At 74.2% G+C, this 25684-nt stretch carries 26 protein-coding genes and 1 pseudogene; 14 read left to right on the forward strand and 13 right to left on the reverse strand.

Annotation, left to right across the window (positions count from 1 at the left end):
* Positions 1-56: 56 nt before the first annotated feature.
* Both ACIRQY_RS18460 and ACIRQY_RS18465 read right to left on the reverse strand, forming a co-directional pair.
* On the reverse strand, positions 57-788 hold the full coding sequence (locus tag ACIRQY_RS18460; protein ID WP_351788228.1) for a response regulator transcription factor: 732 nt from the start codon (positions 786-788) through the stop codon (positions 57-59).
* Positions 785-2020 (reverse strand): sensor histidine kinase, encoded by a 1236-nt coding sequence (locus ACIRQY_RS18465; protein ID WP_403926801.1) that lies wholly within the window; start codon positions 2018-2020, stop codon positions 785-787. Before ACIRQY_RS18465 ends, ACIRQY_RS18460 begins: the two co-directional genes overlap by 4 nt.
* A gap of 133 nt (positions 2021-2153) precedes the next feature.
* On the opposite strand from ACIRQY_RS18465, the gene ACIRQY_RS18470 reads away from it, so the two are divergent.
* Together ACIRQY_RS18470 and ACIRQY_RS18475 are read left to right on the forward strand one after the other, a co-directional pair.
* Entirely contained in the window at positions 2154-3062 is a 909-nt protein-coding gene (locus ACIRQY_RS18470; protein ID WP_403926804.1) for an ABC transporter ATP-binding protein, read from the forward strand.
* Entirely contained in the window at positions 3059-3907 is an 849-nt protein-coding gene (locus ACIRQY_RS18475) for an ABC transporter permease (protein ID WP_403926806.1), read from the forward strand. Before ACIRQY_RS18470 ends, ACIRQY_RS18475 begins: the two co-directional genes overlap by 4 nt.
* Positions 3908-3944: 37 nt before the next feature.
* Here ACIRQY_RS18475 and ACIRQY_RS18480 read toward each other — a convergent pair whose 3' ends face one another.
* From ACIRQY_RS18480 to ACIRQY_RS18490, 3 genes are all read right to left on the reverse strand, one after another.
* The gene (locus ACIRQY_RS18480; RefSeq protein WP_351788237.1) at positions 3945-4811 is read right to left on the reverse strand and encodes a YhjD/YihY/BrkB family envelope integrity protein; all 867 of its coding nucleotides are present in this window, start codon (positions 4809-4811) and stop codon (positions 3945-3947) included.
* Positions 4812-4970: 159 nt separating this feature from the next.
* Positions 4971-5336, reverse strand: coding sequence for a luciferase family protein (locus ACIRQY_RS18485; RefSeq protein ID WP_351788239.1), 366 nt, complete (start codon positions 5334-5336; stop codon positions 4971-4973).
* A gap of 138 nt (positions 5337-5474) precedes the next feature.
* Positions 5475-5609 (reverse strand): hypothetical protein, encoded by a 135-nt coding sequence (locus ACIRQY_RS18490; protein ID WP_403926810.1) that lies wholly within the window; start codon positions 5607-5609, stop codon positions 5475-5477.
* Between the two features lie 275 nt (positions 5610-5884).
* Here ACIRQY_RS18490 and ACIRQY_RS18495 point away from each other — a divergent pair, with 275 nt between their 5' ends.
* Complete coding sequence (locus ACIRQY_RS18495) at positions 5885-6469, forward strand: nucleosidase (protein WP_351788244.1); 585 nt, start codon at positions 5885-5887, stop codon at positions 6467-6469.
* 20 nt (positions 6470-6489) lie between these two features.
* Here ACIRQY_RS18495 and ACIRQY_RS18500 read toward each other — a convergent pair whose 3' ends face one another.
* Positions 6490-7659, reverse strand: a complete 1170-nt coding sequence (locus ACIRQY_RS18500; protein ID WP_403926813.1) for an alpha/beta hydrolase family protein — start codon at positions 7657-7659, stop codon at positions 6490-6492.
* 104 nt (positions 7660-7763) lie between these two features.
* Here ACIRQY_RS18500 and ACIRQY_RS18505 point away from each other — a divergent pair.
* Positions 7764-8390 (forward strand): annotated as a pseudogene (locus tag ACIRQY_RS18505) (transposase); the annotation flags it as partial.
* Positions 8391-8470: 80 nt separating this feature from the next.
* On the opposite strand, the gene ACIRQY_RS18510 reads toward ACIRQY_RS18505, so the two are convergent.
* Positions 8471-8893, reverse strand: coding sequence for a hypothetical protein (locus ACIRQY_RS18510; RefSeq protein WP_403926816.1), 423 nt, complete (start codon positions 8891-8893; stop codon positions 8471-8473).
* 449 nt (positions 8894-9342) lie between these two features.
* Between ACIRQY_RS18510 and ACIRQY_RS18515 the strand changes: the two genes are divergently transcribed.
* From ACIRQY_RS18515 to ACIRQY_RS18525, 3 genes are all read left to right on the forward strand, one after another.
* Positions 9343-9471, forward strand: coding sequence for a putative leader peptide (locus ACIRQY_RS18515; RefSeq protein WP_403926819.1), 129 nt, complete (start codon positions 9343-9345; stop codon positions 9469-9471).
* 117 nt (positions 9472-9588) lie between these two features.
* Positions 9589-10710: an LLM class flavin-dependent oxidoreductase gene (locus tag ACIRQY_RS18520; protein ID WP_403926822.1), complete on the forward strand. Its 1122-nt coding sequence runs from the start codon at positions 9589-9591 to the stop codon at positions 10708-10710.
* Entirely contained in the window at positions 10707-12071 is a 1365-nt protein-coding gene (locus ACIRQY_RS18525) for an NtaA/DmoA family FMN-dependent monooxygenase (protein ID WP_403926825.1), read from the forward strand. Before ACIRQY_RS18520 ends, ACIRQY_RS18525 begins: the two co-directional genes overlap by 4 nt.
* Before the next feature lie 38 nt (positions 12072-12109).
* Here the strand turns inward: ACIRQY_RS18525 and ACIRQY_RS18530 are convergent, their stop codons facing one another.
* Together ACIRQY_RS18530 and ACIRQY_RS18535 are read right to left on the reverse strand one after the other, a co-directional pair.
* The gene (locus ACIRQY_RS18530) at positions 12110-14044 is read right to left on the reverse strand and encodes an alpha/beta fold hydrolase (protein ID WP_403926828.1); all 1935 of its coding nucleotides are present in this window, start codon (positions 14042-14044) and stop codon (positions 12110-12112) included.
* 173 nt (positions 14045-14217) lie between these two features.
* Entirely contained in the window at positions 14218-15327 is a 1110-nt protein-coding gene (locus ACIRQY_RS18535; protein ID WP_351788260.1) for a PP2C family protein-serine/threonine phosphatase, read from the reverse strand.
* Between the two features lie 494 nt (positions 15328-15821).
* On the opposite strand from ACIRQY_RS18535, the gene ACIRQY_RS18540 reads away from it, so the two are divergent.
* The 3 genes from ACIRQY_RS18540 to ACIRQY_RS18550 all read left to right on the forward strand — a co-directional run bounded on the left by ACIRQY_RS18540 (position 15822) and on the right by ACIRQY_RS18550 (position 18291).
* Entirely contained in the window at positions 15822-16406 is a 585-nt protein-coding gene (locus tag ACIRQY_RS18540; protein WP_403926831.1) for a TMEM165/GDT1 family protein, read from the forward strand.
* Positions 16407-16594: 188 nt separating this feature from the next.
* Positions 16595-17890: a M20 family metallopeptidase gene (locus tag ACIRQY_RS18545; RefSeq protein ID WP_403926833.1), complete on the forward strand. Its 1296-nt coding sequence runs from the start codon at positions 16595-16597 to the stop codon at positions 17888-17890.
* 80 nt (positions 17891-17970) lie between these two features.
* Positions 17971-18291 (forward strand): cupin, encoded by a 321-nt coding sequence (locus ACIRQY_RS18550; RefSeq protein WP_403926836.1) that lies wholly within the window; start codon positions 17971-17973, stop codon positions 18289-18291.
* A 23-nt stretch (positions 18292-18314) separates the two neighbouring features.
* Here the strand turns inward: ACIRQY_RS18550 and ACIRQY_RS18555 are convergent, their stop codons facing one another.
* The 4 genes from ACIRQY_RS18555 to ACIRQY_RS18570 all read right to left on the reverse strand — a co-directional run bounded on the left by ACIRQY_RS18555 (position 18315) and on the right by ACIRQY_RS18570 (position 21358).
* Positions 18315-18713 (reverse strand): hypothetical protein, encoded by a 399-nt coding sequence (locus tag ACIRQY_RS18555; RefSeq protein WP_403926839.1) that lies wholly within the window; start codon positions 18711-18713, stop codon positions 18315-18317.
* A gap of 89 nt (positions 18714-18802) precedes the next feature.
* Positions 18803-19306 (reverse strand): tetratricopeptide repeat protein, encoded by a 504-nt coding sequence (locus ACIRQY_RS18560; RefSeq protein WP_403926842.1) that lies wholly within the window; start codon positions 19304-19306, stop codon positions 18803-18805.
* A gap of 275 nt (positions 19307-19581) precedes the next feature.
* Positions 19582-20556 carry a cache domain-containing protein gene (locus ACIRQY_RS18565; protein ID WP_403926845.1) on the reverse strand — a complete coding sequence of 325 codons (975 nt, stop codon included), beginning with the start codon at positions 20554-20556 and terminating at the stop codon, positions 19582-19584.
* Positions 20510-21358 (reverse strand): FadR/GntR family transcriptional regulator, encoded by an 849-nt coding sequence (locus tag ACIRQY_RS18570; RefSeq protein ID WP_403926848.1) that lies wholly within the window; start codon positions 21356-21358, stop codon positions 20510-20512. Before ACIRQY_RS18570 ends, ACIRQY_RS18565 begins: the two co-directional genes overlap by 47 nt.
* A 130-nt stretch (positions 21359-21488) precedes the next feature.
* Here ACIRQY_RS18570 and ACIRQY_RS18575 point away from each other — a divergent pair, with 130 nt between their 5' ends.
* The 4 genes from ACIRQY_RS18575 to ACIRQY_RS18590 all read left to right on the forward strand — a co-directional run bounded on the left by ACIRQY_RS18575 (position 21489) and on the right by ACIRQY_RS18590 (position 25668).
* Entirely contained in the window at positions 21489-22526 is a 1038-nt protein-coding gene (locus ACIRQY_RS18575; RefSeq protein WP_403926851.1) for an ABC transporter ATP-binding protein, read from the forward strand.
* A gap of 149 nt (positions 22527-22675) precedes the next feature.
* Complete coding sequence (locus ACIRQY_RS18580) at positions 22676-23875, forward strand: ABC transporter substrate-binding protein (RefSeq protein WP_403926854.1); 1200 nt, start codon at positions 22676-22678, stop codon at positions 23873-23875.
* Between the two features lie 100 nt (positions 23876-23975).
* The gene (locus ACIRQY_RS18585; protein WP_403926950.1) at positions 23976-24830 is read left to right on the forward strand and encodes an ABC transporter permease; all 855 of its coding nucleotides are present in this window, start codon (positions 23976-23978) and stop codon (positions 24828-24830) included.
* A gap of 22 nt (positions 24831-24852) precedes the next feature.
* A complete protein-coding gene (locus ACIRQY_RS18590) occupies positions 24853-25668 on the forward strand; it encodes an ABC transporter permease (protein ID WP_351788287.1) in 816 nt (271 codons plus the stop codon).
* Positions 25669-25684 lie beyond the last annotated feature (16 nt).

Here is a 25684-nt window from a genome sequence, read left to right on the forward strand (position 1 = left end):
GGGGTCGTACCCATCCAAGCCGTCCGGGGCCCGTCGCCCGGGCGGTCCCGGGGGGATCACCGGATCGTGTGATCACTCCCGTGGGTGCGTTCCCCTTCCCCCGCGGGGCGGTCGGCCGAGACCAGCCCCGCCTCGTACGCGATGATCACGAGGTGGACGCGGTCGCGGGCGTCGAGTTTGGCGAGGAGCCGGGTCACATAGGTCTTGGCGGTGGCGACGCTGATGTGGAGTGCGGCGGCGACCTCGGTGTTGGACAGGCCCCGTCCGACGAGGGTGAGGACCTGCCGCTCGCGGTCGGTGATGCCCTCGGTGGTCCGGCGGGGAGCGACCGGGGGGTTCCTCGGGCGGCCGGTGAACTCCTTGATGAGGCGTCGGGTCACGCTGGGGGCGATGAGCGCGTCGCCGGAGGCGACGACGCGGACGGCGGCGAGGATGTCGTCGAGGGCCATGTCCTTGACGAGGAAACCGGACGCGCCCGCGTGGAGGGCGCCGTGGACGTGCTCGTCGTCGTCGAAGGTGGTGAGGACGATCACCCGGGCGCCGGTGGGGCCCCCGGTGATGAGGCGGGTGGCTTCGATGCCGTCGGTGCCGGGCATCCGCAGATCCATGAGGACGACGTCGGCGCCGGTCTCCTCGGTGAGGCGGACGGCCTCGGCGCCGTTCGCCGCCTCGCCCGTGACGACCAGGTCCGGGAGGTCGGCGATGACCATGCGCAGTGCCGTCCGCACCAGGGGCTGGTCGTCGGCGAGGACGACCCGGACGGGACGTCCGGCGGTGGTGTCGCTCATGGTGCGGTGGCTCCTGTGGGCAGGGGGAGGCGGGCGGTGACGCGGAATCCTCCGCCGGGACGGGCGCCCGCGTCGAACTCTCCGTACAGCAGTGTGACGCGCTCCCTCATGCCGACGAGGCCGTAGCCCGTGCCGTCGTGAGGGGGGATCGGTTCCGGTGCCGTGCCCCGGCCCCGGTCCTCGACGGTGAGGAGCAGGGCTCCGGGGTCCCGGTGGTCGACGGTGACCGTGCAGGAGCCGGCGCCGGAGTGCCGTACGACGTTGGTGACGGACTCCTGGACGACGCGGAAGGCGGAGAGGTCGATGTCCTGGGGCAGTGGGCCGGGTGCCCCGACCCGGTGGACGGCGACGCGGACGCCCGCGGCGGCGGTGATCTCGGCGAGCCGGTCGAGGGCTGCGAGGCCGGGCATCTCGGGCAGTCCGGCGTCGGCGGGGGACCGCGCCGCGTCCGGTTCCCCTGTGCGGAGCGCGCCGAGCATCCGGCGCAGTCCGGCGAGCGTCTCGCGGCTCGCGGTCTCGATCTCGGCGAGGGCCTGCCGGGCCTGTTCGGGCCGGGTGTCGATGACCCGCCGGGCGGCGCCCGCCTGGAGGGCGACAATGCCCATGCTGTGGGCGACCGTGTCGTGCATCTCGCGGGCGATGCGGAGCCGTTCGGAGGTGATGGCCTGGGCGGCGGTCTGGGCGCGGGCGCGGGCGGCGTGCGCCCTGTTCTGCTGTTCGGAGCGGCCGAGCAGCCAGGCGACCGCGGCGGTGAGGGCGACGGCCAGGGCTCCGGTGGTGCCGACGCTCCAGCCGGCAAGGAGCCGGACGGCGAGGTGGGCGACGAGGACGCCCAGGGCGAGCAGCAGGGCCCGGCGGGCCTCACGGGGCGGGCGGGCGGCGGCGATGACGTAGAGGGCGACGTCCACGGCGAGGTACTGCGCCATCGGGATGGCGGTGACGCCGAGCGGCGTGCTGCCGACGACCGCCGCCGCCAGGAGGTGGCGCAGGCCCGCCGCCGGGCGGCGGGACAGGAGCCGGGCTCCGTACAGCGCGAGGGCGGTGGCGAGGAGCAGCATGGTGATGCCGTCCCAGCGCAGGATGACCACGCCCGCCATGACGTCGGCCTCCTCCTGGCCGGGCAGCCGGACGCGGAGGAGGACGGTGAAGAGCAGTCCCGCGAGCCAGGCGGTCGCGGCCCACCCACCGGGGGTGACCCTTCTCAGGAGCGGAACGGACGTGGTCGCGGACATGCGGTGATCGTAGGGCGCGGGCCCCGGGCCGGTCGTCGTCCCCCGGTCGTACACCCGGGGGTGACAGCGGGGGCCCGGATCGTCAGCGCCGGTCCGATGCCCGCGACGGGCGCCGGGAGCCAGGGTGGTGCACATGATCGAAGCAAAGGAACTCACCAAGCGGTACGGCGGGACGACCGCCGTGGACGGGCTCACGTTCACGGTGCGGCCGGGGCGCGTGACGGGCTTCCTCGGGCCGAACGGCTCGGGCAAGAGCACCACGCTCCGGATGGTCCTGGGGCTGCACGCGCCGACCCGGGGGTCGGTGACGGTCGACGGGCGGCCGTTCGCGGACCGGCCGCGCGGGCTGCGGCACGTCGGCGCGCTCCTCGACGCCTCGGACGTGCACGGCGGCCGGACGGCGCGGGCCCATCTCGGGGCCCTCGCGCAGAGCAACCGCGTCCCGCCGGCCCGGGTCGACGCGCTCCTGGAGGAGGTCGGCCTGGCGTCGGTGGCGCGCCGCCGGATCGGCGGCTACTCGCTGGGGATGCGGCAGCGGCTCGGGATCGCGGGGGCGCTGCTCGGCGATCCGCCGGTGCTGCTGTTCGACGAGCCGCTCAACGGGCTCGACCCGGAGGGCGTGCGGTGGGTGCGGGAGCTGTTCCGGCGGCTGGCCGGGGAGGGCCGGACGGTCTTCGTCTCCAGCCATCTCATGACGGAGATGGAGCACACGGCGGACGAACTGGTCGTCATCGGCCGGGGTTCCCTCGTCGCGGCGGAGAGCCTGGCGGAGTTCGCGGCGCGCGGCGGACGCCCGCGGGTGACCGTGGGCACGCCCGACCGCACGGCCCTGACCTCGGTGCTGCTCGCGGAGGGGGCCGGGGTGACCACGGAGGGCGGGCGTCTGACGGTGACGGGAATGGGCGCCGCCCGGATCGGGGAACTGGCCCTGGCGCACCGGCTGCCGCTCGACGAACTGACCTCGCACACCGCCTCCCTGGAGGAGGCGTTCATGGAACTGACCGCTGGCCACGCCGACCATCTCGCGGGAGACGCCCGATGACCACGCTGTCCGCTGCCCTCGTCGGGCCCACTCCCCTCGTGGAGCCCCGCGCCCGCTTCCGTGACCTGCTCGCGTCGGAGTGGCTGAAGCTGTGGTCGCTGCGGTCCACGGGCTGGTCGCTGCTGCTGATGGCGCTGGTGGTGGTGGCGTTCAACGTGGGGACCGCGTGGGACCACTACCGGTACTGGTACGCGTACGACGAGTCGGGCCGGGTGGCGTTCGTGGCCGACGGGATGGCGCTCGGGGACGCCTTCACCGGGAACGCGTCGACGGTGCTGATCCTCTGCTCCGCCGCCGTGGGAGCGATGGCGGTGGTCGGGGAGTACGGCAGCGGGCTGATCCGTACGAGCTTCGCGGCGGTTCCGGCGCGCACCGCCCTGATGTCGGCGAAGGTGCTGGTGGTGGCCCTGACGCAGGTGCTGTTCGGGGCGGTGGTCGCGGCGGTGTCGTTCTGGCTGACGCAGGCCGTGCTGTCGGTGCGGGGCGCGGGACTTCCGGTGACCCATCCCGGGGCGCTGCGGCTGATGGTGGCGTCGGCGCTGCTCGCGCCGGTGTGCGCGACGGCCGGGATGGCGCTCGGGGCGCTGCTGCGGCGCGGCGCGGTCTCGGTCGTCGGTGCGGTGGTCGTGCTGCTGTTCGTGCCGATGGCCCTCGGGGAACGGCGGCACCTCACCGCGACGCTCTCCCACATGACGCCGCTGAAGGCCTGGCAGCGGCTGGCGGCGCCCGGCCCCTTCGAGCAGCCCTTCCCGTGGTCGGCCGGGGGCGCCTGGCTGGTGTACGCGCTGTGGGCGGCGGGCGCCGCGGCGGTGACGGTGCTCGCGGTGCGGCGCCGGGACCAGTGACGGCTCCGGTCCGAGCCCGGACGGGCCGCCGCCCCGGTCAGCCGGGGGGCGGGCCGCCCCGGCCCAGCCTGCGGTCGAGAAGTACCTCGTGGACGAGGCGCCCGGCGAGGGCGCCCCCGTACACCACGAAGCCGACGCCGACCAGCCAGGACTGGAGGACGAGGACGGTGCCGAACTGGCCGTACGTCACCGCGTTGGAGGCGATGAGGGGCGAGAAGACGAGCTGGGAGAAGATCCGCAGGCCGAGGAGTCCGAGGGCGGTGAGGGCGGCTCCGGGGGCGAGGGCGCGCCAGCGGATACGGCCGCAGAGCAGGAACCGCTGCGACCACCAGAAGAAGACGAAGGTACCGGTGAGGTCGGAGAGGGCGACCAGGAGGGTGGTCTCGGCGGAGGACCGGGCGGGCGCCGGGGTGGCCACGAAGAGGAGCAGGGCGCCGACGAGGACGGCGAGCCAGACGACGTGCCGCCACATGGTGTGCCAGCGGGCGGTGGGGAGGTCCCACACCCGCTCGTACCCGGTCTGTACGGCGGAGCCGAAGGTGACGCCGAACGCGGCGAGGGCGGCGAGTCCGAAGGCGGTGGTGCGCTGGAGGGCCTGCCCCGGCTGGCCGAAGAGCCGTTCGACCTCCTCCTGCGAGACCTCGGAGACTCCGAGGCCCTGGACGAGCCAGCGGGCGAAGCCCTGGCCGCTGGCGAGGTCGGCCGCCGCGACGACGATGAGCAGGGGGACGAGGGTGAGCAGGCTGAGCGCGGCGAAACCCATGGCGCGGTGCATGAGTTCGATGGCGCGGCCGCGGTTCCAGGCGAGTCCGACGGGCGAGGCGGCGACACGGGCGTGGAGCCGCCGGAACCAGGAACCGTCCTCGGTGGGGTCACCGTCGTGCGGCGGCGGTGTGGAGGGCATAACTGGTTCGCTACCCGGCCGGGCGGGGGGACACCTCCCGGATACGGCCGAACGGGTGCGGGCGCGCTGCCGCCCGGCCCGCACGGGGGTGTTGCCGGGGGGCTGCGCGGGGGTGCTGCCGGTGGCCTCCCGCCCCGCGTGGTCCCGGGGTGCCCGGGCTCAGCGGAGTCCCGGGACCGGGCGGGTGCGGGTGCAGCCGTCGGGGGCGACGTCGGGAACCCCGTTGGCCTGGAGCGCGGCGCTCACCAGGGTGGCGAGCAGGTCGATGTCCGAGCCCATGTCCAGCAGGACCGTCACCCACCCGGAACCGGCGCGGAGCCGGACCGCGCTGGACCCGAGGAGCGCCGGGCGGAGTTTGGCGACCATGGCGCGGGTGAGGTGCACATCGGCCTCGTGCTCCCCGTGGAAGTGGACGATCTCGTGCGTCGCGGTGCCCAGTCCGAGCTCGGCGCCGCAGTGGGCTCGGCCGGGGCTCAGCGAGGGCCAGCTCATCAGACGTTCACTGGCATGTCTGGCCGTGTTCATACCGAGGAGAGTGACGCGCGCCGGGGCCGTGCACAAGCGTCCTGCGGAAAGAATCCCGCCGGGGCGCGAAACCGGGCGTTCCCGCCGGTCGGAGAGGGGTTCCCCGGGGCTCTGCGTGGGCCAGGGGGTGACGCGGTGTCACGAGGCCGGGTGGGCGCGGGCGCGGGCCGCGAGGACGGCCACGTCGTCCTCCGCCGTGTGCGCGTCGATGCGCCGCAGGACCTCGTCGAGGAACTGACGGGCCCGGCGGACCCGGTGGGTCTCGGCGCGCATCCTCGCGGAGGTGCGGAGATGCGAGGGATCGAGGACCGGGACCGCCGGGACCGTCGGCTCGCCCCCGAGCGGCCCGCACCGTGGGGCACGGGTGACCCGGTGGCCCACGCCCCCGCCCACGCCCCCGCCTCCGCCCCCGCCTCCGCGGAGACGGTCGTGACGCGCCCGTGCCGCGACCCCGTGAGGCGGGGCGCTGATCGGACGGCTGGTCCCGGTGCGAGACCCGGCGGGACCTGGTTGTACGGCGGCCCGGCCCGCGAACTAGCGTGACCCCCATGGAACTCCTGGGACACATCACCGTCGACCGTCCGCTGCTCGTCCTCGCCGTCAGGGAGGAGGCGCAGTTCCTGGACACGGACCTGCCGGTGCTGCTGACCGGCATGGGCAAGGTGAACGCGGCGACCGCGCTGGCGACCGTCCTCGGGCGCGGTCCCCGGCCGTCGGGGATCGTGAACCTCGGGACGGCCGGGGCGCTGCGGTCCGGCTGGACCGGGACGCACGTGGTCGGCACGGTCGTGCAGCACGACCTCGACGGTGGGCTCCTCGCCACCCTGACCGGCGAGACGTACGGGGCTCCGCTGGCACTGCCGGACGGCGGTGACGTGGTCCTGGCCACCGGTGACACGTTCGTGTCCGACGAGGCCGCCCGCGCGCGGCTCGCCGAGCGGGCGCCCCTGGTCGACATGGAGGGGTACGCGCTCGCCGCGGCCGCCGCGCTCGCCGGGGTGCCGCTGCGGATCGTGAAGCACGTCAGTGACGAGGCCGGGGAGGGTGCCGCGCGCACCTGGCGCGAATCGGTCGCCGAGTGCGCGCGGGCCCTGGCCGACTGGACGGCGGCGAACACCCCCTACCGGGGCTGAGGGGTTCCGCCCCGGGGCGGTCAGCGGTGCTGGAAGTGGACCTCCGGGTTCGCCGGGGTCGGTCCGTCCAGGATCGGGCGGTCACGTCCCCGCAGGTGCTGGTCGAAGAACGCGGCGACATACGTCCGGGTGACGGCGACGGCCCGGTCCACGGGCAGTTCGGGCTGGGGCAGACCGAAGTGGCCGGCGAGCACGGGAGCGTCGCAGAAGGTGCCGTGGTCCGACCCGGCCACCGTGACCCAGCGCTTCCAGCCGTCGAGGGCGGCCCAGGTCCGGTCCCAGGTGGTGTCGGTGCCGCCGGGCAGATGGGTGGTGTCGTGGGTGCCGAGGAGCATGAACGGGCGCCCGTTCAGACCCTCCGCCGGGAGGTCCTCCCAGAAGGCTCCGTCCATGTTGATCCCGGCGTCGATCCGACGGTCGGCCACCATCGCGGTCGCCGCGCTCGCGCCGCCGATGGAGTGGCCCGCCATGCCGATCCGGCTCTTGTCGATCAGGCCGGAGTACCGCCAGACGGGCTTGGGCCCGGTGAGCCGGTCGAGGACGTACCGCATGTCGGCGGCGCGGGTGGCGGTGACGACACCCGGGTGCACGCCGCCCCCGTCGAGGGCCGTGCAGGCGACGCAGGTGAGGGTCCGGCCGTCGGGCAGGCCCATGCCGTACGACTCGTAGGCGTGGTCCACGGAGGCGACGACGTAGCCGCGGGAGGCGAGGTCCTCGGCGAGGTGGGTGAGGGTCCAGCGGGAGACGCTGAAGCCCGGTGAGAGCAGGACCAGGGGGCGGCGGCCGGGCGCGGGTTTGGCGTCGGTCGCGCTGTGGGTCCGCGTCCGGGCCAGGACGTCACCGGAGACGCCGGGCCAGAGCTGCTCGGCGTGCAGCCGCGCCGACTCGCGGGGCGCGTACGGGGCGGGGCGGCCGTCGCCGGGGCGGGCGGCCGGGTAGTGGAGCGTGACCATGAGCTCCCGGCCGTCTGCGGTGGGCACCCACGGGTCGGTGCGCGAGCGGTCCACCAGCGGCAGGACGGTGCTGCCGACGGCGTGCGGGCCGGTGGGCGCGGGCAGCACGGCGGCCCGTGCGCGCTGCGCGGCGGCGACGGGAGAGGTGTCGGGGGCGGCCGCGGTGGCCACTCCGGCGGGTAAGGCGAGGGAACAGGCGAGGAGTGCGGCGGCGGCCGCTCTGGTGAGTCGGGTCATGCGGGCACCGTAGGGGCCGTCGCCGGGCCCGCGCGTCCTGCTGGGGTCGCATCCCCTGTCCGCCCGAGGGCCGATGCGCGGAGCCCGCCTCTGCTACCGGGAACGAACCCGTCGAGGGGGCCGCGGTTGCAGACCCAGCCGTCCTGACCCTGCTCGAACGGTTCGGGTCACCGACCCAGATCCGCAAGGCCGGACGGCGCCGCCTGGTCACGCTGTTACGGCCGAAGGCCCCGAGAATGGCCGAGCGGCTGGTCTACGACATCTTTGCCGCGCTGGACGAGCAGACCGTGGTGGTGCCGGGCACCGAGGCGGCCGCGCTGATCGTCCCAAGCCTGGCCGGATTCCTGACCGCTGTCCTTGACCAGCGCAAACTCCTGGCCGGACGGATCGAAGACCTGCTGGAGGCCCACCCTCTTTCGAAGGTCCTGATCTCGATGCCGGGAGTCGGCATCAGGACCGGAGCCCGCATCCTGATCGAGGTCGGCGACGGCAGCACCTTCCCCACCGCCGGCCACCTCGCCGCCTACGCCGGACTCGCCCCCGCAACCCGGAGTTCGGGATACTCGATCCGCGGCGAACAGCCCTCCAGGAGAGGAAACAAGCAGTTGAAGAGGGCTTTCTTCCTCTCAGCGTTCGCGGCCCTGGGCGACCCGTCATCACGGGCCTACTACGACAAGAAAATCGCCCAGGGCAAGCACCACACCCAAGCCCTGCTCTGCCTCGCCCGACGATGAGCCGACGTCCTCTTCGTGATGCTCCGCGACGGCACTTTCTACGAACCGTAGCCTGTTCGGGCGGTTGCTCCGCAGGCCTAGACCATGGTCAGGAGGTGATCCGTGGGCCCATAGTCGATCTTCCAGTCGGCATAGAGCCCGACCGCGCCGTCCTTGCGGCACCGCAGCCCAACGGTCACCCAGCGGACCAACCCGTCGTCGGCGAGAGAGAACGCGACTGCCGTCTCGAACTCCTCACTCCCGCAAGGACAGCAGGCCTCGCCAGGGTCCGCGTCCTCCCAGAACTCCTCGCTATCCGCGATGAACACACGGCCGCCGCAACCAACGCACACCCGCTCGGCCCCACCCTCGACATCGTCAACGAGCACGAAGAACACGCGCCCGCCGCACCCGCCGCAGACCGAAGGAACGATCTTCACCGGACGGCCGTCGGCAGCGTTACGCAGAAACGCCGCGAGCTCCGCAGAGACACCCTCGCCAACCTGATCATCAGCATGCACAGGCACATCGTTCCAGACACCCGAATGAGCACCCCTCCACCTTGACCAAAGAGATAGGGCCCCGAGATCCATCTCCGACAACGACACCGCAGCCCCGGACCGACTCCACCGCACCGCCCTCCCCTCCGCCCCGTTCCGGCCCGCGTCGACCCCGCCGCACGGGCCTCGCCCTTCCCCGGCGCGATGCCTCCCCCTGGCCCGAAGTCCGACCCCGGCTCCGGCCCTTCGAGCCGGAAGGCCGTCCCCGGCGAGAGCGGCGTGCGGGCCCTCTGCCGTCCCACAGGGCAGCATGCCGTGGCGGGTCCGTCCGCGCAGGCACCCGACTCCCCCGCTCCGGACGGCCGTCCGTCGTCCGGAACGGTCTTGACAGCGGGGAAGGCCGCCCGCCTAAGCTGAGGTGCCCTCCGGTCCTGGCCGGGACACAGGGTCTGAACTGCGGGGAGGTGGACATGCGGGCAACGGGTTCGGGGCCGCGTGCCCTCCGGTCCGTGCCCCCGGCGGGCACGCCGCTCGTGTGCAGGCGCCATGTCGACCTCTGCCGGACCTCCTCGGCCATCTGTCCTTCCGCCCGCGTCTGAACCCCGCCCCGCGAGGGTCCGCGCGCTCCCTGACGTCCCGTCGCCCGGCCCCGTGGCGGCGCGCCCCCGCGCGCCCGTGGTCCCGGTGTGCGCCGCTGTCTTCCGGAAGGACCTCCCATGCCCCGCCCCGCCCTGCGCCTGGCCGTCGAGATCGACGGCGACGGCGCCCATCCGGCCGCGTGGCGCCGTGCCGCGCACGCCCCCGGCGACCTGCTGACCCCGCGTCGGCTCGCCCGGGTCGCGGCCGTCGCCGAGAACGCCGGGTTCACCTTGGTGACCCTGGACGACTCGATCCTCCCGCCCGGCTCCGGACCCGACCCGGTGGGCCGGATCGGGGCGGTGGAACGGGCCGCGTTCGTCGCCGCCTCGACCAGCGTCCTCGGTGTCGCGCCGGTCCTGTCGACCACGTACGCGGAGCCGTTCCACGTCTCCTCGCAACTCGCCTCGCTCGACCACCTGTCGGCGGGCCGGTCCGGCTGGGTGGTGGGGGTCGAGGCGGACCCGGGCGCCGCCCGCGCCTGGGGACGGCCCCCGGTCGAAGGCCCGGACGCCCTCGCCCGTGAGGCCCGCGACGGGCTCAGGGTCGTACGGGATCTGTGGGACTCGTGGGAGGACGACGCGGTGATCCGGTCGGTGGCCACGAGCCGCTATCTGGACCGCTCGCGGCTGCACTCCGTGGACTTCGTCGGGGACACGTACTCGGTGAAGGGACCTTCGATCGTGCCGCGCCCGCCGCAGGGCAGGCCCGTGGTCCTCGCCCGGTCCGGTCTCGTCCCGGCCGGACTGACCGATGTGGCGCTGGTCGGCGGCGCCGCCGTCGCCGAGGTGGCCCGGGAGGCCCGGGAGGCCTCCGCCGCGGACACCCCCCGTGTCTTCGCCGAGGTCGAGGTGGCCCTCGACGCGCCCGGCGAGACGGCCCGGGAGCGGGTGGCCGACCTGGAACGGCACTCCCCGTGGTCCGCCCGTCCGGACCGGCTGCGGTACACCGGTCCGGCCCAGGGGCTGGTGTCCCTGCTCGCCGAACTGGCCGAGCACGTCGACGGGGTACGGCTGCGGCCGCTCGTCCTCGACGAGGACCTGGCGGTGCTGTCCCGGCTGGTCCTGCCCGAGCTGTTCGTCCGGCGCGTCGCGGCCCGGCCGCTGCCCGGCGCCACCCTGCGCACCTCCCTCGGCCTGACCAGGCCGCCCAGCCGCTTCACCACCTCCGCCGCCGCGCCCGTCCGGGAGGAGTCCCGATGACCCGCACCGACCCGACCGACGTCCCCCGCCCGGACGCCCGGCTCCACCTCGGGGTGTTCGTCCAGGGCGTCAACCACTGGACGATCTGGTCCGATCCGGCCAGCGGTTCGCAGATCGACCCGGCGACCTTCCTGCGGGTGGCGCGTACCGCCGAGCGCGGTCTGTTCGACGCCTTCTTCCTCGGGGACGGCCTGCGGCTGCGGGAGTCGGAGGGCGGCATCCACGAACTCGACGTGGCGGGCCGGCCCGACTCGATCACCCAGTTGGCGGCGCTCGCCGCGGCGACCGACCGGATCGGTCTCGTCTCCACCTCGAACACCACCTTCAACGAACCGGGCGACCTCGCCCGCCGTCTGGCCGGGCTGGATCTGCTGTCCGGCGGCCGGGCCGGATGGAACGTCGTGACCACGCACAACGCCTGGACCGGCGAGAACTTCCGGCGCGGCGGCTTCCTCGACCACGCCGACCGCTACCGGCGGGCGGAGGAGTTCCTGTCGGTGGCGCGCGCCGTGTGGGACGGCTGGGCGGAGGACTCCGTCGCCGGTTCGGCGGACGCCCGGTCCTGGTCGGTGCCGGACGCGGTGGGCCGCGTCAGCAGGCGGGGCGCCCAGTTCGACGTGGATCTCGCGCCGACCCTGCCGCGCAGCGCCCAGGGGCATCCGGTGATCTTCCAGGCGGGTGATTCCGGGGAGGGCCGGGACTTCGCCGCCCGTAACGCGGACGTCGTCTTCTCCGCGCACGGCACGGACTTCGACGACGCCCTCTCCTTCGCCGAGGACATCCGGCGGCGGCTGCGGGCGGCGGGGCGCGCCGAGGACGCGCTGCGCATCCTGCCCGGGACCGAGATCGTCATCGGGGCCACCGAGAAGGAGGCCGAGGAGAAGCAGCGCTGGGTGCGCCTCTCTCAGGTCACGCCCGCCGTGGCCCTGGGGATCGCGAGCAGGCTGTGGGGGTTCGACCTGTCGGGGCGGGACGCCGACGGCCCGCTGCCCGCCGAGGACCCGGTGGTGGGCCAGTACACGGGCGCCTTCGGGACCCGCTGGCTGGAGGACCCCCGTCCGGTGGTGGCCGAGTGGCGGGCGAAGGCGGAGGCCAACGGATGGTCGCTGCGCGAGACGGTCATCGAACTGGGGCCGCAGCGCGGGCACGCGGGCACCCCGGCGGGCCTCGCCGAGAAGTTCGCGCGGTTCGTCCGGCACGGGGCGATCGACGGCTTCAACATCTCGCCGTACCTGGTCCCGGACGGTCTCGACGACATCGTGGACCTGTTGGTCCCGGAGCTCCAGGAACGGGGCGTGTACCGGACCGCGTACACGGGCGGCACGCTCCGCGAGCACCTGGGGCTCGCGCCGGTGGCCTGAGCCCGCGCTCCCTGCCCGGCCCTCCGCCGGGCGGGGGCTCAGCCCAGCGGCAGCTCCAGGAAGGACGGCGTGGCGGCCGGGGAGCCGACCACGGTCTGCGTCCAGGTGACGGTGGCGTCGCCGTACAGCGGGTCCTTGCTGTCGACGGCCAGCATCAGCCGGTGCCCGGCGGCGACGTCGTACGCGGCCGCCTGGAGCCGCCAGGTCACGGTGGTGTCCCGGTCGGGCGCCAGACCGTACGCGTTGAGCGGCTCGTGGCTGACGATCCGGGCCGTGCCGTCCTCGGCGACGTCGAAGAGGTGCGCGTAGAGACTCGCCGAGGAGACGGTGGACCGGACGGTGAGGCGCAGCCGTGGGGCACCCCGGATCCGGCGGCCCGCCGTGTCGCCCGGCCGGAGCGGCGTCAGGGGGTCGGTGGTCCAGGCCACGGCGTGCCTGCGGTCGATCTTGCGGGTGTCGTACGTCTTGGGGTTGCCGGTCCATTCCGCCCGGCCGGTCCTCATGATCGCGTCCATGGCGGTGGCCTCGGTGTCCACGCCCGCGAGGAAGGTGCGGCGCCAGCCGGTCTCCCGGGGGCCCGGGGCGGCTCCGCCGGCGGGCAGGAGCCGTCCGTCGGCGCCGCCCGCGCCGTCGCCGGTGAGGCCGAACACCTCGGTGGCGCGGGTGAAGCCGCTCCAGTGCTCGTGTGCCTCGCGGCGGGCCGGGGCGGTGATCCGCCGCTCCCCGGTCGGCTCGCCGGTCACCGGGTCCGGCACCGGTTCCGTCGTGTACGTGAACATCACCTGCGCGCTGACCTGGGGCCACGCGGCCACGCCGTTGGGCGCGCCCTTGAGGTGGTGGTCGAGCCAGGCGTACGCCTCCGCCAGGGGCGGGTCCTCCTCCCCTGGCGGGCCGATGAGCCCGGGACCCTCCGGGGCGGCGTGGTCGCCGATCCACAGGTTGAGCCGTTTGGGGACCTCAAGGCCCTCGAAGGTGTCCAGGAGCTGGTTGACCGCGAAGAGGCTCTCGTGCCAGGTGTTCGAGAAGAAGGTCGGGGTGCCGTTGTCGTTGGTGAGGCCGAGGTACGACTCCGGGGCGCGGCGGCGGCCCCAGTCGACGACGTCCGGCAGGTCGCGGTCGGCGAGGAAGTCGGCGAGGACGCGCTGGTTCTCCTCGCCGAACCTGGCCTCCACGGGTCCGCCGGTGAGGGCGAGGAGCGCTTTCACGGCGGCGACGTGACGGGTCCCGTGGTCGTACAGGGCGGTGGCGAGATTGCCCCAGGTGCTGAGGGCGACGACGGCGGCGACCCGGTCGTCGTGGGCGGCGACCAGCTGGCTGATGCCCGATCCGTAGGACTCCCCCATGAAGCCGATGACGCTCGGGGCGAAGTGGTCGACCGCGAAGTCGACGACGGCCGAGCCGTCGGCCCAGTCGTGGGGTCCCGCGACATCGACGAGGCCGCCGGAGGTGGAGGGCAGACCGGGGGCGCCGAGGCCGCGCGGGGTGTAGGCGAGGACGTGGTAGCCCTTGCGGGCCAGGACCAGGTACGTCCAGAGGAAGAGCGACCAGCCGAAGGGGGTCCAGCCGGCCGGGAGGACGACGAGCGGGTGCGGGCCGGGGCCGAGCTGCCGCAGGCTGAGGGCGGAGAGCCGGACGTCGTCCGACGCGCCCTCGATCCGGTGGTACGCGGGCAGGGCCAGGCCGCGCACTTCCTCGACGACGGCGGCGAGACCGGCGGGGAGGAGCGCGGTCGGGGCCGTGTCCGGGGCCGCGCCCCCGGGCGTGCGGTCGGGGGCGTCCGCCGTCCCGGCGAGGAGGGCGTTGGCGAGGGTCTGGCCCAGGCGGACGGCGCCGGGTTCCACGGTCCCGTCGGCGGCCCACAGACCGCGTCCGGCGATCCGGGCGGCCTCGGCGTCGGTGAGTCCGGCCGTGATCCCCGGGAAGCCGGGGAAGGGTTCGGCCGGGCCGGTGGTGAAGGGGTTCTGCTGGGACACGTGCACCCGTTCCTCTCGGCTGGACTCGTGACCGTCCGCGACACGGACGGCCGCCAGCCTCACGCATGCGGGACGGAGCGGCCAGAGCGCGCGGAGAGCGCACGGGACACCCGGCGGCGCGGCGGCGGCGGAAGCCGCCCCCCGGCGGGAGGTTTGGGCGGGGGCGGTCCGCCTCAGCGGGGTTCGGCCGGGAAGACCACGACGAGGGCGGCCACGTCGTCGTCGAGGTCGCCGCCGCCGTAGTGGGTGAGGTCCCGGTGGAGGATGCCCGGCAGTTCTCCGGCCGGTTCCCCGGCCCATCCCCGGAGCCGCTGTTCGAGCGGGTAGAAGACCCCGGCCCGGTCGCGGGTCTCGTTGACGCCGTCGGTGTAGAGGAGCATCCGGTCCCCCGGCTCGAAGGGCACTTCCTCGATCCGGTGGCGCGAGACGCACAGCCCGGCGAGGTTGACCGGCAGCGAGGGGTCGGTGAAGCGCACCTGGGCGACCTCGGTGCCGCGCTGGACCAGGGGGGCGGGATGACCGCAGCTGAGGAGGCGGGCGAGGTCCCGGCCGTCGGGGAGTTCCACGAGGACGACCGTGGCGAAGCGTTCGGCGGCGTCGGACTCCGGATCCCAGGCCCCGTACTGGGCGAGGCCCTCTTCGAGACGGTCGGCGAGGGCCGCGAGGTCGACGGCGTCGCTGACGGCGGCGCGGAAGGAACCGAGCAGGACGGAGGCGGTCTCGACGGCGCCCAGGCCCTTGCCCTGGACGTCGCCGAGCATGATCCGGACGGCGCCGGGGACCCGTACCGCCTCGTAGAAGTCACCGCCGATACGGGCCTTGGCGGCGGCGGCCACGTAGAGGAGGTGGAGGTCGTACCGGCCGAGGTGCGCGGGCAGCGGGCGCAGCACGACCCGCTGGACGACCTCGGCGACGGCGCTGAGTTCCGCGAGGTCCTGCTCGTAGCGGGTGCGGACGCGGCTGACCCAGGCGCCCGCGAGGGTGACGACCACAAGGACCGCCTCACTGGCGAGGACCTCGGCGACGAGCGGTTCTCCCCGGATCAGGCCGAGCAGCAACCGGGCGGCCATGGCGAGCAGGCCGATGCCGAGGGTCCCGCGCACGCTCCAGGTGACGGCGGCGAGCGTGGGGGCGGCGATCAGGAGCCGGTCGAACCGCTCCTGGTCGGGGGTCACCAGGTCCATGAGGAACGCCAGGGCCAGGACCAGGAAGGGCAGCGTGCGACCGAGGTTGAACTGGGTGCGCGTCGCTGAACCGGGACGGCTCCGATGACCTGCGGGCATTCCATGATCGTACGCAGGGGCGGCGTCCGGTCCCGGGTGGCGCGGGGTCCGGGCGTGTCCGCGGCTCGGCGTGTCCCCTGCCGGGTGTGTCCGCTGCCGGGCCGGGGGGACGGGGAGTGCCGGGGCCTGCGGGGTGGGCGGATGCCTGTGGGGTGGGCCGGCACGGCTGAACGGTCCGGGGCCGCTGGGGCGGGCGGAGGCCGGTGGAGGGCTCCCGGGTGGGGCGGACACCGGCTCCTCACCCGTCCGGCCCAGTCGGCTACACTGGGCGCAGCGAAGGGGAGTAGCCCTGCGAACCGGCCGTCGACATACTGGAACCTCCGGGTTCCCGGTGGCCGGGTCCGTGTGACACGGACGGGCGAGACCTTCGGCCAGGCATCAACCGCGTCCGCGCTTCCGTGGGCGTGGTCCGTCATGCCGGGCCGAGTGGTCCTCCCGTCGCCTTCTCGGCGCCGTGCCGGGCCCGTGGCCCGGACCGAGCAGAGAGCCCCGGTATGCACCTCGACCCCTTGGCGATCCTCACCGCCTTCGGGCTGATCTTCCTCGCCGAGCTTCCCGACAAGACCATGTTCGCGTCCCTCGCCATGGGCACGCGGATGCGTCCGCTGTACGTCTGGTTCGGCACCTCGACCGCCTTCCTCGCCCATGTCGCCATCGCTGTGGGCGCGGGCAGCCTGCTCGGGCTGCTGCCCGGCTGGTCGGTGAAGCTGGTCTCCGCCCTGCTGTTCGGCTTCGGCGCGTTCATGCTGCTGCGCGGCGGGGGCGACGACGACGAGAGCGAGGAGGGCGGCAAGACCGTCACCGGTTTCTGGCCCGTCTTCTCGACCGCCTTCATGGCCGTCTTCATCAGCGAGTGGGGTGACCTCACCCAGATCACCACCGCCAACCTGGCCGCCACGAACGGCACCTGGTCGACGGCGATCGGCTCCCTCGCCGCCCTGATGAGCGTGTCCGCGCTCGCCCTGGTCGCGGGCCGGTTCATCGCGAAGCGCGTCCCGCTCAAGGTGGTGCAGCGGATCGGCGGCGTCTGCATGGCCGGTCTCGCAATCTGGTCCCTGGTGGAGGTCTTCACCGGCTGACCGGGCCGACCCGGACAGGAAACGCCCGCGCCCGAACGGCGCACGCCCCGCCCTTCCCGGCGGGGCGTGCGCCGTTCGCGCTCCGGTGGGACCATGCCCGCACGGCCACCGTCCCCGGACGGCCGCCCGTCACCGCTCCGGCCGCCCCCGGCGTCCGGCGACCACGTCCGGCGACCGGAGGAGTTCCCTTGGGCAGCGACGCGATCCATGACGAGCTGGACGAACGGGCGGCGGCCGTCGCGGAACAGGTCGTGGCGTGGCGCCACCATCTGCACCGGCACCCGGAGCTGTCCAACCGCGAGGTGGACACCGCCCGTCTCGTCGCCGACCGGCTGCGCGCCCTGGACCTGGACGAGGTCCGTACGGGCATCGCGGGCCACGGGGTCGTCGGCGTGCTGCGCGGGGGCGTGCCCGGCGAGCGGGTCGTGGCGCTGCGCGCCGACACCGACGCCCTGCCGGTCCGGGACCTGTGCGGGGCCGGGTTCGCCTCCGAGGTGGTCGACACGGAGTACCCGGGCGGCCCCTTCCCCGTCTCCCACGCCTGCGGGCACGACTGTCACACGGCGGCGCTGCTGGGCGCCGCGACGGTCCTCGCGGGGGTCCGGGGAAGGCTGCCGGGCACCGTCCTGTTCGTCTTCCAGCCCGCCGAGGAGGGGCCTCCGGTCACCGAGGAGGGCGGGGCCCGCGCGATGGTCGCGGCGGGCGCGTTCGACGATCCCGTACCGACGATGGCGTTCGGGCTGCACGTGACCCCGCATCCGAAGGGGTACGTGGGATACCGGATCGGGAACCAGTACGGCGCCTCGGTCCTCGTGCGGATCGTCGTCACCGGCAGGCAGACGCACGGCTCCACGCCCTGGGAGGGCGTCGATCCGATGCCGGCGGTCGGGGCGGTCCTGACGGGCATCGGCCAGCTCTACCGGCAGGTGTCGGCGTTCGATCCGGTCACGGTGTCGATCGGGCACGTCGAGGACGTCGGCCGCTTCAACATCGTCGGGCAGACGGTGACGCTGTGGGGCACGGTCCGCTGCGCCGTGGAGTCGGACATGGAGCGGGTGCGGCAGCGCCTGACGACGCTCGCGGAGCACTCGGCGGCGGCGTACGGGGCGACGGCCGAGGTGGCGTACCTCCAGCCGGTGCCGCCGGTGCGCAACACCGGTCCGTGGGTGGCGGCCGGTCTCCCGACGTTCCGGCGGGTGGTCGGCGCGGAGCGGGTGGTGGAGACGTCGGGAACGCTGGGGTACGACGACGTGTCCGAGCTCGTGGGCCGGTTCGGCGGCCTGTACGTGATGCTCGGCGTCCAGGACACGGTGCTGGACACGGCGGGCCGGCCGGTTCCGGAACCGGGCGGACGGGGGCTCGTCACCAATCACAACCCCGGCTTCTACGCGGACGACGACACCCTGGTGACCGCGGTGCGGCTGCACGCGCACGTGGCGTACGACCATCTCGCGGGGGCCCTGCTCCCCCGGGACGACGGCTGAGCGCGGGCCCTTCCCGAGTTGCGGCACCGGCGGCAGGCGGGAGGCTGGGGGCATCCGGCCGCGCACCCGCAGGGAGAGACATGATCCTGGACCTCGCCGCCCTCGCCGACGAGCACCTGAGCGCCGCCCGCACGGCGCCGCACGGACGCAGCGCCCGGGTGGTGCTGCACGACGGGGTGCTGCGGCAGACTGTCATCGCCCTCACCTCGGGCACCTCCCTGGACGAGCACAACGCACCGCCCGCCGCGAGCCTCCAGGTGCTGCGCGGCCGGGTGGACCTGACGGCGGCGGGACGGGCCGAGGAGCTGACGGCGGGTGCGCTGCGGATGATCCCCAAGGAGCGGCACGGGCTCACCGCCCTGGAGGACGCGGTGGTGCTCCTGACGGCGGTGAACGACTGATCCGGCCACAACGACTGATCCGGTCACCCGGGAGGAGCGGCGGCCGGTTCCGGGGGCAGGCGGGCCCGGAACCGGCGGAGGAGTTCATGGGCTGCCGGGCTGTCGGCGTCGAAGGGCTGGCCCCGCAGCGCGGGAGGGAGGTCCGGTCCCCAGAGGCGGGCGCCGTGGCAGCGGAAGCAGAAGGCGATCTCGAAGAGCGGGTCGGTGGGGCCGTGGGCCCGGATGCCCCAGCCGGGGACGAAGCACCGGTGCTGTTCTCCGGGCGGCAGGGCGGCGATCAGCTCCAGGGCCCGCCGTGCTTCGTGTTCCACCCAGATGTCGACGGTGTCGCCGGACAGGCCCTTCGGGGTGAGGTGTCCGGGGGCGGTCAGCCGGACGACCTCGACGAACTCGGTCTCCGTACGGGTGCGGGGCAGCAGCATGGGCCCATGGTCACCGTTCGCGGCCCCGGCGGCCAGGGGTGAGGCCAGGGCCCCTGGCCTCGTGGGAACCGGGGGCTGACGGGCCGCGCTCAGCCGAGCGCGTCGAGGTCCGCCGCGTAGTGCTCGATGGCCGGGCGGTACGCCCGTACCGACGCGTCCTCGCTGGTGGCGGCGAGCAGCCGGAGCAGCAGGGCGACCGCCTCGTGGTTACGGCCGGTGTTGTAGTGGGCCATCGCGAGGAAGGCCCGCAGGGCGCCGTCGTCGGGGAACTCCTCGACGGCGCCGGACAGCAGCGTGACGGCATCCTCGTACCGTCCGAGGACGCGGTAGGTGCTGCCGAGGCCGAGGAGCGCGCCCCGCCGGTCCTCGGGGGTGAGTCCGGTGCCCGCGAGGGAGCGTTCGTAGTACGGCACGGCCTCCGCCTCCAGGCCGAGGACGTCATGCGCCCAGGCCGTCTGGTAGGCGGTCTCGGCGTCGTGCGGGTGTGCGGCGGCGAGGGCGACGAGCCGCCTGCGCGCCTCCTCCTTCTCTCCCCGCGCGCGCAGCGCGACGGCCTCGGCCAGTCGCGCGTCCTTCTCGTCGTGGTCCGCCATGCCGCCATCCTCGCAGCTCGCGGCGGGTGCTCCGAGGGCGGGCCCGCCGGGTGACGGGCCGGGACGGCGGCGCCCTCAGCCGTGGAGGACGCCGGGGGAGCGTGTGACGCGGTCGCGGCTGAGCTTCGCGTCCGCCTCGGCGGGGACGGCGTGCCTCTGCGTGGACCGGACGCTCCGGTGGCGTCGGCGGTCGCGTACGGGTGGGGTGAGGCGGGCGGCGGCCGGAGCCCGGTGGGCGGCGATGTCCGTCGTCGTGTGCGGGGCGTCCCGTGCCGTCAGTCCTCGGCGGTGACGAGGACGAAGGGCGTCCCGGCGCAGGGCAGCAGCCGCAGTCCGTCGGCGCGGTGTCCGCTCGGAGGGCCCGCGAGCGCGGCGGCCGTGTCGGGGCCCCGGGTCAGGGAGCCCGCGAGGTGGGCCGGGTCGGTGGAGGCGGCGACCCGGCCGCGCGCGCTGACCAGCCGGGCGGGCGCGGGGAGCCGCTGGAGCTCGGGGAGCACGGCCGCCTCGAAGTGGCGCAGATAGACGTCGGCGGCGGCCACCCCGGCGAAGGCGCCGTCGAGGACGACGGGCACGGAGAGCGTCAGCCCGTACTCGTCGGAGCAGAGGTAGTCGACGTAGGGCCCGGCGACGGTCCTGCGGCCGGTGTCGCGGGGCAGGGTGTACCAGTCCCAGTGGGTGTAGTCGGAGTACGCCGTGTGGCCGGGGTCCAGATCGAGGAGCAGCGGCCGGGCGGTGCCGTCGGGGCCGCGCTGCCACCACTCCAGCCATCCCGGCACGTCGTCGAGGAGTCCCGGCGCGGCGACGAACCCCACACCGGACACGAGCGGGTGACGGCCCAGCCGGTCCCGCAGTCCTGGCCGCAGGGGGGCCAGGACTGCGGAGCGCGGCGCCCGGCCGGTGCGGGCCGCGTCGGAGAGGAGGGCCGCTGTGTCGTCGCCGGTCCCGGCGACCACGGCGAAGACCGCTTCGAGGGTGGCACCGACCCGCTCGACGGCCTCGCGGTACGGGTCGGGGGCGTCGGGGACGTCCGCCGGGCGGGTCGCTCCAGGGGTGCCGGACGGTTCCCGGGCGCGGTCGCCGGGCGGGGCGGTCGGTTCGTACCGGGCGCCGGGTCCGGGGCGTCCGGCACGGTCGCCGGGTCCCGGGCTCCGCTCAGGGCCTTCGGGGTCCCCATCCCGTGCCGTGGCCGTCAGGTGCGGAGTGTCAGCGGTGGCCCCCTCGGGGCCCGCGAGCCCGGTGCTCCTGCCCATGCATGTCCTCCTCGGGACGAGGCTCGGGTGCGCGGCCGGGACCGGCGAGGCGCAGCGCGATCAGCCGCTCCACCGACTCCCGTACACATGTCTCGGCGAGCGTTCTGGCCCGCTCGTCGGCCTCATCCTGCACGGCCGAGATCACGTCGCGGTGACGATCCGACAGACTCGCCAGATGCTCCGGATCGTCGAGGACCAGGCAGAGCAGTGCGCCCAGGTCGGTCTGGAGGGCGATCTCCTCGCGGGTGAGGCGCGCGGACTGGGCGGCGGCGGCGAGTTCGACGTGGAAGCGCCCGAAGAGCCTGCTGCGGGTCGCCGGGTCCTCGGCGACGTCGAGTTCCCGCGCCGTACGGACGAGGGGGCGCAGGTCGCCGGGCTGGGTGCGGCGCGCGGCGAGGAGCGCCGCGGCGCCGGAGACGGCGGCCCAGTGGTCGCCGAGGTCGTGCAGTTCCTCGGTGGACCAGTCGGCGAGGCGGGCGCGCAGCCGTTCCCGCGGCGGGTCGTCGGGCAGGGTGACGAAGCTGCCGCCGCCCCGGCCCCTGCGGGTGGTGACGAGCCCCTGCTGCCGCAGGGCCATGAGGGCTTCGCGGAGGGTGACGGTGGAGACGCCGAGCTGTCCGGCGAGTTCGGTCTCGCCGGGGAGCTGCTCCCCGTCGGCGAGGAGTCCGAGTTCGATGGCGTCGCCGATGCGGCGGGCGACGGTGTCCACCCGCGCCCGGGTGTCGACGGGTGTGAAGACGGCCCTGCGGGCGGTGCCCGCCCCGGGTGCCCCGCCCTCGTCCGGCCTGCCGTCTGGTCTCACCGTTCACCACCTCGCGCGTCAAGCGTTGACTCAGGTTTCACCTTAAAGGGGCCTTGAGCTATGAACTATGGTTTCATATCTTTGCGCTCACGCCCGATCGACGCTCCACCGCATCAGAAAGGCTCTTCCCATGGACGGACCGGCGATCCGGCTGACGGGACTGCGCAAGACCTACGGCCGGGTGGAGGCCGTGGCGGGGGTGGAGCTGGAGATCGCCGACGGCGAGTTCTTCTCGATGCTCGGCCCCTCCGGCTCGGGGAAGACGACCGTGCTGCGGCTGATCGCCGGGTTCGAGACGCCCACCTCGGGCACGGTCGAGCTGGCCGGACGTGATGTCACCCGGCTCGCCCCCTTCGAGCGGGACGTGCACACCGTCTTCCAGGACTACGCCCTCTTCCCGCACATGACGGTCGAGCAGAACGTCGCCTACGGCCTCAAGGTGCGCGGGGTGGCCCGTGCCGAACGTCTGGTGCGGGCCCGCGCCTCACTCGCCCGCGTCGGGCTCGACGGGCTCGGACGCCGCAGACCGGCCGAGCTCTCCGGCGGTCAGCGCCAGCGCGTCGCCCTCGCCCGCGCGCTCGTCGCCCGGCCCCGGGTGCTGCTCCTCGACGAACCGCTGGGCGCGCTCGACCTCAAGCTCCGCGAGCGGATGCAGCTCGAACTGAAGGAGATCCAGCGCGAGGTCGGCATCACCTTCGTCTTCGTCACCCACGACCAGGAGGAGGCGCTGGCCCTCAGCGACCGCGTCGCCGTCCTCCACCAGGGCCGTGTCGAACAGGTCGCCGGGCCCGCCGAGATCTACGAACGCCCCCGCACCCCCTTCGTCGCCGGGTTCGTCGGCACCTCCAACCTGCTGGTCGGCGACATCGCCCGGCGCCTCCTCGGGGCCTCGGGGACGTACAGCATCCGGCCGGAGAAGATCCGCGTGCTCAGGGGCCCCGAGCAGCCCGCGGGATCCGGACTGCTCACCGCCACCGGCACCGTCGCCGAGGTCGCCTACCTCGGTGCCACCACCCGCTTCCTGGTGGACATCGACGGCGGCGGACGGCTCACCGCGCTCCAGCAGAACGTGGAGACCTCCCCGGCCGACCTCACCGCCTACCGGGGCGCCCGGGTGGGCCTCGGCTGGCACCCCCGCCACGCCGTGCGCGTACCGGACAACGTCTAGGACGGGCCCGCTCCGCTCCCCGCGCGGCCAGCCCGACCACCCCGGTCCGAAACGGCCCGCCCTCCCCGACTCCCGGGCGGGTCCGCTCCCACCCCTCCGCCGCCCCTCTCCCCCACTCGCTCCCGTCCCCTCACTCAAGGGAGAACCACGTGCGCCCGCACCGTTCCCTGCTCGCCGCAGCCGCCGTCTCCGGGCTGCTCCTCCTCACGGCCTGCGGCTCGTCCGAACCGGCAGGCGCCACCAGGTCCGGCGGCCTCAACCCGCCCGACCTGAAGGCACCCACGTCGCTCGGCGCGCCCGAGGGCCAGGTCGATCTGATCGCCTGGCCCGGCTACGTCGAGGACGGCTCCAACAACCCGGAGGCCGACTGGGTCACCCCCTTCGAGAAGCGGACCGGCTGCCAGGTCAACTCCCGGACGGCGGCCACCTCCGACGAGATGGTCGCGCTGATGAAGACCGGCGCGTACGACGCCGTCTCCGCCTCCGGCGACGCCTCCCTGCGGCTCATCGCCTCCGGTGACGCGGCCCCCGTGAACACCTCGCTCGTGCCGAACTACGCCGATGTCTTCGCCGGGCTCAAGAACAAGGAGTGGAACTCGGTCGAGGACGTCCCCTACGGCATCCCGCACGGCCGGGGTGCCAACCTCCTCATGTACGACACCGAGAAGGTGAAGCCCGCCCCCGACTCCTGGTCCGCCGTCTTCGACCGGGCCTCCGCGCACAGCGGCAAGGTCACCGCCTACGACTCGCCCATCTACCTGGCCGACGCCGCCCTCTACCTGAAGTCGACCCGGCCGGAGCTGGGCATCGAGAACCCCTACGCCCTCGACCGGAAGCAGTTCGACGCCTCCGTGGCCCTGCTCAAGGAGCAGAACAAGCACATCGGCGAGTACTGGAGCGACTACCTCAAGGAGGTCTCCGCCTTCAAGAGCGGCGACTCCGTCGTCGGCACCAGCTGGCAGGTGATCGCCAACCTCACCCGGGCCGAGGGCGCCAAGGTCGAGGCCGTCCTGCCGAAGGAGGGCTCCACCGGCTGGTCCGACACCTGGATGGTCTCCGCGAAGGCCAAGCACCCCACGTGCGCCTACAAGTGGCTCGACTGGATCGTCTCGCCGAAGGCCAACGCCCAGGTCGCCGAGTACTTCGGAGAGGCCCCCGCCAACGCCAAGTCCTGCGCCGAGACCGCCGACAAGAACCACTGCACCGTCTTCCACGCCTCCGACGAGTCGTACTGGAAGCAGGTCCACTTCTGGACCACCCCGATCGAGCAGTGCCTCGACGGCCGGACGGACACCCGATGCGTCCCGTACGCCGAGTGGGTGCGGGCCTGGACCGAGATCAAGGGCTGACCGTGCCGTGACCTCGTTCACCCCGCTCCCCCCGGGGCTCTCCCCCGAGCCCTCCGCCGGAACCCCCGGAGCCGTCCGCGCGGCCCGGGGGCCCGGTGCCGTGCGACGACTCGCGGGCGTTCTGCACCGGCGGCCCCGGCTGCGGCTCGCGGCCCTGCTCACCGCCCCGCTGCTCTGGCTGGTCCTCGCCTACCTCGGCTCGCTCGCCGCCCTCTTCCTGTCCGCCTTCTGGACGACCGACAGCTTCACCTCCGAGGTCGTACGGAGCTGGACCACGCGGAACTTCGAGGAACTCGTCACCTCCCCCGTCCACCGCACGGTCGCGCTGCGGACCGTCGGCGTCGCCCTCGGCGTCACCGCCCTCTGCGCCGTCCTCGCCTTTCCGCTCGCGTTCTACACCGCCCGCGTGGCACACCCGCGCCGCCGCCCCCTGCTCGTGGTCGCGCTGCTCACCCCGCTCTGGGCGGGCTATCTGGTGAAGGTGTACGCATGGCGGCTGATCCTCTCCGAGGGCGGTCCGCTGGACTCGGTACTGCGCCCCTTCGGCCTGTCCGGGCCCGGGTACGGCCTGACGGCGACCGTGCTCGTCCTGACGTACCTGTGGCTGCCGTACATGGTGCTCCCGCTCCACACGGCGCTCGTCCAGCTCCCGGCGAACCTGCTGGACGCCTCCGCCGATCTGGGGGCGCGGACCGGCAGGACGTTCCTGTCGGTCGTCCTGCCACTGGTGCGGCCCGCGCTCGCGGCCGGGTCCGTCTTCACCTTCTCGCTGAGCCTCGGCGACTACATCACCGTGCAGATCGTCGGCGGCAAGACCCAGCTGATCGGCAACGTCATCTCCTCCCACGTCACCCTGAACCTGCCCTTCGCGGCCGCGCTGGGCACCGTGCCGGTCGCCGTCATCGTCGTGTACCTGCTCGCGGTGCGCCGTTCCGGCGCGCTGCGCAGCCTGTGACCGGCCGGAAGGAACCCGACCGATGCATCTCTCCCGTCCCGCGCGGATCGCGCTGCGCACCGCCGCCGGGCTCGTCCTCGCGGGGATCTACCTGCCGCTGCTCCTCGTGCTGCTCGGCTCGTTCGACCCCGACCGGGCGGCGGGCTGGCCGCCGTCCGGGTTCACGCTCGACTGGTGGGCCGCCGCCTGGGAGAACGAGGGCGCGCGGGCCGCGCTGTGGACCTCGGTGCGGGCCGGGCTCGCGGCGACGGCGGTGGCGCTGGTGCTCGGCACGCTCGTCGCCTTCGCGGTCCAGCGGTACGCGTTCTTCGGCCGCGAGGCGGTCTCCTTCGCGGTGGTGCTGCCGATCGCGCTGCCCGGCATCGTCACCGGCATCGCGCTCAACTCGGCCTTCGGCACGGTCCTCGAACCGCTCGGTGTGGGGCTGGGGATGTTCACCGTCGTCGTGGGCCACGCGACCTTCTGCGTCGTCGTGGTCTTCAACAACGTGGCCGCCCGGCTGCGCAGACTGCCCGGCTCGCACGAGGAGGCGGCGGCGGACCTGGGCGCGCACACCTTCCGGGCCTTCTGGGACATCACGTTCCCGCAGCTCCGGTCGGCGCTGCTCGCGGGCGCGCTGCTGTCCTTCGCGCTGTCCTTCGACGAGATCGTGGTGACGACCTTCACGGCCGGTCCCGGGCTCCAGACGCTGCCGGTCTGGATCTTCGACAACATGACCCGCCCCCAGCAGGCCCCGGTGGTCAACGTGGTGGCGGCGGTCCTGATCGTCCTCTCGGTGCTGCCGATCTACGCGGCGCAGCGGCTCTCCTCCGACACCACGGGCGGCGGACGGGTCTGAGGGCGGCCACGACGGG

The sequence above is a fragment of the Streptomyces sp. NPDC101490 genome (genome assembly GCF_044767145.1).
Lineage (GTDB): Bacteria > Actinomycetota > Actinomycetes > Streptomycetales > Streptomycetaceae > Streptomyces.